Below are 9,795 nucleotides of genomic sequence, written 5' to 3'. Positions count from 1 at the left end.
CGTCAACGACCTTCGCAACGTAGAAGTCGTGGGGTTCATGTCCCATCACCTCCACTGCTCATCTCGAATCCTTCGTAGCTGCGGGCTGCGATCCCGTCGACCGCCTCGATGTACGACGGCAGCCCGGCCACGTACGGGAGGAACACGCGTGGCTTGCCGGGGATGTTGGCACCGAGGTACCAGGAGTTGCAGGTCGACGCGGTGTACATCGTTCCCTGCGCGATCTTGTTCACGTGCTCGCCCCACGCGGCCTGCGCCTCGGGCGTTGGTTCGATGGTGCTGAAGCCGTGCTCGCGCAGATGTGCGAGACACGCGCCGATCCACTCGACGTGCTGCTCACTGGCCACCACCATGTTGACGAGCACCGACGGACTCCCCGGCCCTGACACCGTGAAAAGGTTCGGGAAGCCGACCATCTGAAGCCCGAGATATGTGCGCGGGCCCTCAGCCCACGCATCGCGCAACGAGAGACCGCCTCGGCCGCGAATGTCGATGCGCGCGAGCGAGCCGGTCAGCGCGTCGAAGCCGGTGGCGAACACGATGACGTCGAGCTCGTAGTGACGCTCCGTGGTCTGGATCCCTGTCTCGGTGATCCTCTGGATGCCGCCTCGCCGGAGATCGACGAGGGTCACGTTGTCGCGGTTGAAGGTCGCGTGGTAGTTCGAATCGATGACCGGACGCTTGCACCCGATCGGGAAGCCCCTCGGCGACAGCGCTTCCGCGAGCTCCGGATCGTTCACCGTGCGGCGCACCATCTCTCGGTAGAGCTCGGCACCGAGCTCGTTCGCCTCCGGATTGATCGCCACGTCGCTCCACGCCCGCGAGGCGTTAAAACCGAGCTCGTCGAGCATGGCCAACCGCTCGGCCTCGGTCGACTCGAGGATCGGCTTCTCGCCAGGCGCCTGGATGATGATCGCCCCGGTCGATCCGGTCACACCGCCGTACGACTCGCGCTGCTGCCGGCGCACCGCGGCGTAGTCCCGCTTCCAGGCCTGCTGCACCTCGGGGTCCATCGGCCCGTTGCGCGACGGCCACGTGAACGTGGGGGTGCGTTGGAACACATGGAGGTGTCCTGCCATCGCAGCGAGCTCGGGAGTCGTCTGCACACCTGACGAGCCTGTTCCGATGAGGCCAACACGCTTGCCGGCGAGGTCGAGCTCTCCCTCGGGCCATCGACTCGTCTGGAGCACCCGACCTCGGAACGCATCGCGGCCCGTTACTTCGGGGACGTTCGGCATCGACAGCGGACCCGTCGCCATGATGCAGAACCGTGCCGTGATCCGGTCGCCGTGCTCCGTCTCGACGGACCACGTCGAATCGTCCTCGTCGAACGTCGCCGCCGCGACGCGGGTGTTGAGACGGATGTCGCGGCGCAGGTCGAACCGGTCGGCGACGTGATTGAAGTAGCGCTCGAGCTCGTCCTGCGCGGGGAAGACCTCCGACCACTCCCACTCCTGCTGGAGCTCCTCGGAGAAGCCGTAGGAGTACTCGAGACTGGGCACGTCACAGCGCGCACCCGGATACCGGTTCCAGTACCACGTTCCCCCGACACCGCCGCCAGCCTCGAGGAGGACCACCGAGAACCCGAGCTCGCGCAAGTGGTACAGGGCGTACAGGCCCGCCATCCCGGCGCCCACGACCACCACGTCGACACGGAGTGTGTCTCCGTCATGCCCGGGCGGCCCCGGCCGGTGCGAACTGCTCATGCGCGACGCTCGAACACGCCCGAGACGCTAGGACCTCCTTCAGCGCACGTGCACTGGCGGAGAGATGATCAGCGTGCCGTCGCGTCGAAACAGCGGCTTCATGGCCCCTGCAACGTGCATCGGCGGGCGCGATCTCGGGAGGATCTGTCCCCCCGGCTCCCCCTTCGGCCGGCTTCATAGACTCGACGGCGTGAACGCAGCGCATCTCGACTTCTGCTCGAGCCCGGAGTGGCGTCAGATGATCGAGGAGATCGTGCTCCCGGCGGCGATCCGCGACCTCGACCTCGGTGACGACGTCCTCGAGGTCGGTCCTGGGTTCGGGTTCGTGACCGACGTGCTGCGCAACGGGGCGAAGCGGCTCACCGCAGTCGAGATCGACCCCGACCTCGCTGGCTCGCTCCAACAGCGCCTCGCCGGGACCAACGTCGACGTCGTGGAGGGCGACGCGACCGCGCTCGACTTCCCCGACGATCGGTTCACCAGCGCGGTATCGCTCAACATGCTGCACCACGTGCCGACCAGCGACCTGCAAGACAGCATCTTCCGCGAGCTTGCGCGCGTGCTGCGCGCCGGCGGGGTGCTGGTGGCGGCCGACAGCACGCCGCGCGACGAGTACGACGAGTTCCACGCCGGTGACACGTACAACCCCATCAACCCCGACGACCTGGCGGTGCGCCTGGCCACGGCAGGCTTCACCGACATCGACGTCGGTCTGTACGACCTCGGCTGGACCTGCGCGGCCCGCACCAGCGCGTAGACAGAAAAGGCGGGAACCCGGCCGCGGCCGTGACCGTCGAAGTCGGTACCGCACCGAACCGCTGTGCGGACCGCCACCGACTTCGGGGGTCTCGACATGACAGCTCGACCGCTGCGCCTGCTCGGACTCGTTGCCACGTCACTCGCGGTCCTCGCCGTCCCGGCGGGCGCGTGCGGAGGGCTCGTGGGTGAGAACGGGAGCATCGAGCTCGTGCGCACGACCACGCTCGCCGCCTATCACGACGGCGTGGAGCGCTACGTGACCAGCTTCGAGTTCACGGGCGAGGGCGAAGAAGTCGGCTCCATCGTCCCGCTGCCCGGCGTGCCCACCGACGTGGGGCGCGGCGGTGACTGGACGCTCCAGCGGCTGCAGCAGGAGGTCGCGCCGCCGGTGCGGTTCGCCGCGGGGAGCGCGGAGAGCCTCGCGGCACCCAAGGACGCCGAGGTCCTGCTCGAGACGCAGATCGATGCGCTCGACATCACGATCCTGCGCGGTGGCGGCGACGCCGTCGGCGAGTGGGCCATCGAGCACGGGTTCCTCCTGACCCCCGACGCGCCCGAAGTGCTCGACTTCTATGCCCAGCGGAGCCCGATCTTCATGGCCGCGCGTTTCGACGCGTCGCGTGCGTCCGAGCTCGGCCAGCAGAGCGGTGACGGCACGCCGATCATGCTCACCATCCCGACCGACGAGCCATGGGTCCCGTTGCGGATCCTCGGTCTCGGTCTCGACGGGGACCAGGTCGTCCAAGCCGACGTGTTCCTCCTCACGCCAGACGAGCCACAGCTGCTCGCCGGCGGCGACGGCCTCACGCTCCAGCGCAGCGAGCCCGCATCTGAGTTCCTCCTCTCGGACCTGCGGTCCGACAAGGGCATGGAGTGGGTGCCGTCAGAGATGTGGCTCTCGTACCTGTCGCTCGACGCGCCGGCTGGGGAGCTCGACTACGACCTCGCGATCTCGACCCACGACAAGGATCCGTCGGCGGTAGCCGCCGGGATCAGCCCCGCCGGGATCAGGGAGCTCACGGACCACGCGGCGTCGTGGCCGATCGCAGTCGGGATCGCGGTGCTGGTCGGTGGGGTGGGCGCGTTCCTGCTCACTGGTCGTTGTGCGCGGCGTCGCGCCACCGGGCGAGCCGCCTCGTGAGGCGCGGCACACGGTGGAGCGCGATCCTCGCCGCCACCTGGATGGCCGCAAGCGTCGCAGTAGCGGGCTACGCGTTCGCATCGGGCGACGGCACCGCGGCCACTCGCGGCGTGCTTGGTCCCGGACCGGTCACGGTCACGCTGCACGTCGAGCACAGCCGTTTCAAACTGCCACCGTTGGTCAACGCCGCAAGCGACGTCTCCTCCGGCGACGGCCGTCCAGGCCGCCCGTCGCCGGCCCGCGTGGTCGTGCGTCAGCACACGACCGTCACGTTCGAGGTCGTCAACCACGACCCGATCGGCCACGAGTTCATCGTGGGTGGCGAAGAGGTGCACGCGATCCATGAAGCGGGGACGCACGGCGTGCATGGCGCGGTGCCAGGAGAAGTGTCGGTGGCTCCGGGTGAGACGGCGGCCACCACGTACACCTTCCACACGCAGGGCGTCGTCGTCTTCGCGTGCCACCTTCCGCGCCACTTCTCGTACGGGATGGTGGGCGAGGTCGTCGTGAAGCCTCCCACCAACTGAGATCGCGGACAGCTAGGGGATCGCCGCGCCCACCTGGCTCGCGATGATCCCGGCCGCGGCTGCCAGCAGCAGCGTGAGCACGACGCCCCGGCGCAGCACGAGCAGCGCGACCGCCGCGGCGCCCAGAACGCCGAGCTGCCACGCTTCGTCGAGCGCGAGCGCGAGCGGGATCGCGGTACCGATGATCGCGCCGACCGACGCGGGACCGGACCCGTCGAGGAAGGCACGGACGCGCGGGTCCTGGCGGATGCGGTCGAACCGTTTGGCGCCGACGAGCACGAACGCGAACGAAGGAGAGAAGGCGACGAACGCGGCGAGGAGCGCGCCGCCGATCCCGGCGGCCGCGTAGCCCACGGCCGCGACCGTCTGGACGACGGGACCCGGGGTGACCTGGCCGAGCGCGACGGCATCGAGGAACTGCGCGTCGGTCATCCAGTGGTAGGTGTGGACCGCGTCGGATTGCATGAGCGGGATGATCACGAAGCCGCCGCCGTACGAGAGCGCTCCCACCTTGATGGCGACCCATGCGAGCGCGAGCAGGCCACCGGTCGCCGTGGCCGCGGCGACGAGGACGGGACCGAGGTGCATGCCCATTTCCCCGTCGTGGCGCGGTTGCCGAAGTCCCGACTCGATCGCGCCGCAACCGAGGAGCACCAGCACGAGCCACGGTCCCGCGGTCGCGGCGGCCGCGCCGCCAAGAGCGGCGTAGGCGATCCATCGCCAGTGCGAGGGGGAACGAGCCCAGCTGGCCGAGGCGAGGCTCGCGCCGGTGTGCACCGCGACGGCGGCCACCGCTGCACCGGCGCCCGCCCCGGCACCCTGCACCCAGTTCGGTGGCGACCCCGCGAGGAACACGATCGCGAGTCCGATGATGAAGACGAGCCCGGGGACGATGAAGGCCGCCCCGCCGACGACGGCCCCGACCGGTCCTGCGACGCGCCACGCACAGAAGATCGCGAGTTGCGTGGATGCCGGCCCAGGAAGGAGGTTGCACGCCGCAACCGCGTCTTCGAAATCCCGCTCCCGCATCCATCGCTTGCGCTCGACGCACAGCTCGCGCAGAAGGGAGATGTGTGCAGGTGGTCCGCCGAAGCCAATGCAGCCGATGCGTCCCCACTGGGCGACGACCTCGGTCAGTGGGGCCCCGGTGGGCGCAGGCATGCGAGGGACGCCCATGGGGCCATGATCGCCCTCCATTGCCGAGGAAAGCGAGCGTTCCCCGCGCATACGCTCGGCACATGTCGGAAGTCACCGAGACCAAGCTCCCCGGCATCGGGGTCAGGTACGACTTCGAGATCGCATCGGGAGCGCGGGTCGGCGTGCTCGTGCACCGCACGGGCCGGCGCGACTTGCTCGTGTACTCCGCCGAAGATCCGGAAGCATGTCTGTTCTCGCTCGAGCTCGACGCCGACGACGCACGCACGCTCACCGAACTGCTCGGCGCGTCACGCGTTGCGTCGGAGCTCACCGCGATGCAACAGGATCTTGCAGGTCTCGCGATCGACTGGATCCGCATCGAGGCTGGTAGCGAGTGGGCCGGGAACACGCTGAAGGAAGCGGCTGTCCACACCACGACGGGCGTCTCGGTGGTCGCGATCATCGGTGAAGGTGAGCCGATCGCCGCGCCCGGTGCCGACGAAGTGCTCGCGGCCGGGGCCGTGGCGGTCGCGGTCGGCGCACCCGAGGGCCTCGAGGCGTTCACCGCGCGCGTGCGCAAGGGCTAGCCGGCAGTGCTGCTCGGGGCGGCGTCCGACGACGTCGCACTGGCCTTCGTGGAGCTGGGGACGATCGCGATCGGCCTCGCGGTGCTCGCGCGGCTTTCGGATCGTGTGGGCGTCAGCCCAATTCCGGCCTATCTACTCGCGGGGGTCGTGTTCGGTGAGGGCGGCCTTGCCGCCCCCGACCTCTCGGCCGACTTCCTCCAGCTCGCCGCGGAGATCGGCGTCGTGCTCCTCCTCCTGACGCTCGGTCTCGAGTACTCCGCCGCCGAGCTCGCCGACGGCGTGAAGACCGGCCGGCGCGCCGGCGTGCTCGACATCGCGCTCAACGCAACGCCGGGCGCGCTGGCCGGGCTGGCACTCGGATGGAGCGCGGAGGCCGCCGTTCTGCTCGGCGGCGTGACGTACATCTCGTCGTCAGGTGTGATCGCCAAAGTGCTGGCCGACCTTGGTCGGCTTGGGAACCGAGAGACGCCGAGCGTGCTGACCCTGCTCGTGATCGAGGACCTCGCGATGGCGGCGTACCTGCCGATCGTGGGCGTGATGCTCGCGGGGCGGCCGTTCGGCGAGGGTGTGGTGTCCGTGGTGCTCGCGCTGAGCGTCGCGGCCTTGGTGCTCGTCGCGGCGATGCGATTCGGGCCACAGATCACGCGCGTGCTCCATGCCCGCACCGACGAGGCTTTGCTGCTCGGCCTCATCGGGACGACGCTGCTGGTCGCGGGTGTCGCTCAACAGCTGGACGTGTCGGCCGCGGTCGGAGCCTTCCTCGTCGGCATCGCACTGTCGGGCCCGCTCCAAGAGCGCGTCACCACGCTGGTCGCGCCATTGCGCGATCTGTTCGCCGCCGTGTTCTTCGTCCTGTTCGGGTTCAGCATCGATCCGGCGACGCTGCCGGATGTGATCCTGCCCGCGCTCGCCCTAGCCGTAGTCACCGCGGTCACGAAGATCGCGACGGGCTGGTACGCGGCTGGGCGCGTCGGCGCCGGACCGCGGGGCCGGATGCGAGCGGGCACGGTCCTCGTCGCGCGGGGCGAGTTCTCCATCGTGATCGCGGGGCTTGCACTTACCGCGGGCGTCGAACCCGATCTCGTTCCGCTCGCGGGTGCGTACGTCCTGCTGCTGGCCGTGACCGGACCAATCCTCACCCGATTCGCCGACCGTCTCGCGCCCGGCGCGTCCGTGCCTCGTCGCTCGGTACGCTGACCCAGCGCGGGCAAGGGCGGTTCACCGGAAGCGAAGGAGCGGGTGTGGAGACCGAAGCGGCCGTACCCGGCTCACCGCCGCACGCCCAGCAGCGCTTCGAGCTCCTCCAGGAGAAGCTCGTCCCGCTCTGGCAGTCGATCCAGGCCATGAACCAAGACGAGCAGACGATCGTCGTGGTCCCGTCGATCAGCCTCGACACCCAAGAGGGCAGCACGATCTCCATGCAGCCCTACGAGGAGCGCTACCTCTTCCTCCTCTTGTTGCTGCGGCAGCCGCGCGCTCGCTTGATCTACGTGACGTCGCAGCCCATCTTGCCGAGCGTCATCGACTACTACCTCGACCTGCTGCCCGGCGTGATCCCGAGCCACGCTCGGCCTCGCTTGTTCACCGTGCCGGTGCTCGACGGAGGGCCCGCGCCACTGTCGGTCAAGCTGCTCGAACGGCCACGCTTGATGGAGCGGATCCGCGCGTTGATCCCCGACAAGAGTCGCGCGCACCTCGTTCCTTACAACACGACCGAGCTCGAGCGCGACCTCGCGGTGCGCCTCGGCATCCCGATGTACGGCGCAGACCCGCGTCATTTCCCGCTCGGCACGAAGAGTGGGTGCCGGCGTCTGTTCGAAGAGGAGGGAGTGCCGTACCCGCTCGGGATCGAGAGCCTCTCGAGCGTCGACGAGGTGATCGACGCGATCGTTGGCGTCCGGGCCAAGAAGCCCTCGATCGCCCAGATGCTCGTGAAGCTGAACGAGGGCGTGTCCGGGGAGGGCAACGCGCTCGTCGACCTCGCCGGGGTTCCGGATCCTGGGGCGGACGGCGAGCGCGACGCGATTCGCGCGGCCGTCGAGGCGATGGAGTTCGAGCTCCCCGACGCCACCTACGGCGGTTACACGTCCAAGCTCGAAGAGCGCGGTGGCGTGATCGAAGAGCGCATCCAGGGCAAGGACTTCAAGAGCCCGAGCGTGCAGCTGCGTGTGACGCCGCTCGGAGATGTGGAGCTCCTGTCCACACACGATCAGCTGCTCGGCGGGAAGAGCGGGCAGTCCTACCTGGGGTGCGTGTTCCCTGCGAACACCGAATACGCACCCACGATCACCCGCGAAGCGGCCAAGATCGGGCAGCGGCTCGCGAAGGAAGGCGTCATCGGGCGCTTTGCCCTGGACTTCGTGACGGTTCGCAACGACGCGGGGGAATGGGACACGTACGCGATCGAGATCAACCTGCGCAAGGGCGGGACGACCCATCCGTTCCTCACCCTGCAGTTCCTCACCGACGGCACCTACAACGCCGAGACGGCAATGTTCACGGCGCCGTCGGGTCAGCAGAAGTTCTTCATCGCGAGCGATCACGTGGAATCGCCGACCTACCGCGGGCTCACCCCCGACGACCTGTTCGACATCGTGGTGCGGCACCGCCTGCACTTCGACCAGTCGCGGCAGACCGGCATCGTCCTGCACATGATGGCGGCGCTCACCGAGTCAGGACACTTCGGCATGACCGCGGTCGGCAACACGCCGGAAGAGGCGCGTGAGCTGTACGAACGAGCGATCTCGGTGCTCAACGCCGAAGCCGCCGAATCGCTCGCCGAGCGTCCACTCCCCGAGGGGTGACGAGAGCGCATGTGTGAGCTGTTAGGAGTGTCGGTCTCGCCCGCGGCGCATCTCGGTGTCTACTTCAAGGAGTTTCGTCCCCGCGCGGAGCAAAACCGCGAAGGGTGGGGCATCGCGTGGTGGCAGGACGGTCACCCGACGGTGCTCAAAGAACCGTTGCCCGCCGACGAGAGCGAGACCGCGGCCCAGCTCGCCAAGGAGCACCCGGCGAGCGAGGTGTTCATCGTCCACGTGCGCGCGGCGACGATCGGGGAGCCCACGCTCGAGAACACGCACCCTTTCCAGGCCGAGGCGCTCGGGCGCGAGTGGGTGTTCGCGCACAACGGCACGGTGCAGGAGCTCTCGCGTCTCGACACCGGACGCTACGAGCAGGCGGGTGACACCGACTCGGAAACGTCCTTCCATCATCTCCTCACCCGCATCGAGCGACTCGGCCTCGGTGCGTCCGACGACGCGATCGCGGCCGAGGTCCTCGCGACCGGTCGCGAGCTCTCGGGGCTCGACAGCCGCGTGAACTTCCTCCTCTCGGACGGAAGGTCGTTGTTCGCCTATCACGATGGCCACAAGACGTTGCACGTGATGGAGAAGCGCGCCGAGGACCTCGGCGAGATCGGCATGGCCGACGACGATTACCGGCTCTCATTGCGGCTCGGGGACCTGCCCGAGGAGCACGCGGTCATCGTGGCGAGCGTGCCGCTCACCAAGGAGTCGGGGTGGCGCAGCCTCGCCGCGGGAGAGTTCCTCGTAATTCGCGACGGGATCGTCGCCGAGCGCTTCGAGCCGGGCTCGGCGATGGGCGGGCTGCGGGCCGAAGCGTCTTAACTCGGCGGGGTGTTGTCTACGCGAGAAACGGCAGGTCGACGTCCAGCGTGGTGCCCGGATCGGCGTCTTGCTCGATCGCTACGCCGCCCAAGACCTCGGCGGTCACCTCGAGTCCGGCTGCGTGCGCATGCAGCTCCACCAGCGCATCGTCGGTCAAATCGACCGGCACCGGCACCGGCAGCTCGGCGGCATCGGGAATCAGGTCGGCGATCGCGACCATCGCGGCAGGCTGCGCAGCCGCAATGCGGCGGCACGGACCCGGGTCGCACCGAGGACCGGCACGAGCGCGAACCAAGAGCCGAACCCGAGCAC

The 9,795-nt window shown here is 68.9% G+C and carries 10 protein-coding genes; 7 read left to right on the top strand and 3 right to left on the bottom strand.

All coding sequences use genetic code 11. The features are described 5' to 3' along the window. Positions 1 to 35: 35 nt before the first annotated feature. Positions 36 to 1,706, bottom strand: coding sequence for an NAD(P)/FAD-dependent oxidoreductase (locus tag WEE69_10335; protein MEX1145689.1), 1,671 nt, complete (start codon positions 1,704 to 1,706; stop codon positions 36 to 38). Between the two features lie 190 nt (positions 1,707 to 1,896). On the opposite strand from WEE69_10335, the gene WEE69_10330 reads away from it, so the two are divergent. The 3 genes from WEE69_10330 (at position 1,897) to WEE69_10320 (ending at position 4,133) form a co-directional block, all read left to right on the top strand. After that, positions 1,897 to 2,463: a class I SAM-dependent methyltransferase gene (locus WEE69_10330; GenBank protein ID MEX1145688.1), complete on the top strand. Its 567-nt coding sequence runs from the start codon at positions 1,897 to 1,899 to the stop codon at positions 2,461 to 2,463. Between the two features lie 96 nt (positions 2,464 to 2,559). Then, positions 2,560 to 3,606, top strand: a complete 1,047-nt coding sequence (locus WEE69_10325) for a DUF2330 domain-containing protein (protein ID MEX1145687.1) — start codon at positions 2,560 to 2,562, stop codon at positions 3,604 to 3,606. After that, a complete protein-coding gene (locus WEE69_10320) occupies positions 3,603 to 4,133 on the top strand; it encodes a multicopper oxidase domain-containing protein (protein ID MEX1145686.1) in 531 nt (176 codons plus the stop codon). Before WEE69_10325 ends, WEE69_10320 begins: the two co-directional genes overlap by 4 nt. Positions 4,134 to 4,145: 12 nt before the next feature. On the opposite strand, the gene chrA is transcribed toward WEE69_10320, so the two are convergent. After that, positions 4,146 to 5,309, bottom strand: a complete 1,164-nt coding sequence (chrA, locus tag WEE69_10315; GenBank protein ID MEX1145685.1) for a chromate efflux transporter — start codon at positions 5,307 to 5,309, stop codon at positions 4,146 to 4,148. A 62-nt stretch (positions 5,310 to 5,371) separates the two neighbouring features. Between chrA and WEE69_10310 the strand changes: the two genes are divergently transcribed. From WEE69_10310 to WEE69_10295, 4 genes are read left to right on the top strand one after another with little or no spacing between them, the layout of a single operon-like run. Further along, positions 5,372 to 5,857, top strand: coding sequence for a TrkA C-terminal domain-containing protein (locus WEE69_10310; protein MEX1145684.1), 486 nt, complete (start codon positions 5,372 to 5,374; stop codon positions 5,855 to 5,857). A 6-nt stretch (positions 5,858 to 5,863) separates the two neighbouring features. Continuing rightward, positions 5,864 to 7,054, top strand: a complete 1,191-nt coding sequence (locus tag WEE69_10305; protein MEX1145683.1) for a cation:proton antiporter — start codon at positions 5,864 to 5,866, stop codon at positions 7,052 to 7,054. 44 nt (positions 7,055 to 7,098) lie between these two features. After that, positions 7,099 to 8,661 carry a peptide ligase PGM1-related protein gene (locus WEE69_10300; GenBank protein MEX1145682.1) on the top strand — a complete coding sequence of 521 codons (1,563 nt, stop codon included), beginning with the start codon at positions 7,099 to 7,101 and terminating at the stop codon, positions 8,659 to 8,661. Positions 8,662 to 8,670: 9 nt separating this feature from the next. After that, the gene (locus WEE69_10295) at positions 8,671 to 9,483 is read left to right on the top strand and encodes a class II glutamine amidotransferase (GenBank protein MEX1145681.1); all 813 of its coding nucleotides are present in this window, start codon (positions 8,671 to 8,673) and stop codon (positions 9,481 to 9,483) included. 16 nt (positions 9,484 to 9,499) lie between these two features. Here WEE69_10295 and WEE69_10290 read toward each other — a convergent pair whose 3' ends face one another. Next, on the bottom strand, positions 9,500 to 9,703 hold the full coding sequence (locus WEE69_10290) for a hypothetical protein (GenBank protein ID MEX1145680.1): 204 nt from the start codon (positions 9,701 to 9,703) through the stop codon (positions 9,500 to 9,502). Between the last annotated feature and the right edge of the window lie 92 nt (positions 9,704 to 9,795).

Source organism: Acidimicrobiia bacterium, from assembly GCA_040881685.1.
Lineage (GTDB): Bacteria > Actinomycetota > Acidimicrobiia > IMCC26256 > PALSA-555 > SHVJ01.
The sequence above is the reverse complement of the archived record's forward strand: the minus strand, read 5'-3'. Positions and strand labels throughout refer to the sequence as shown.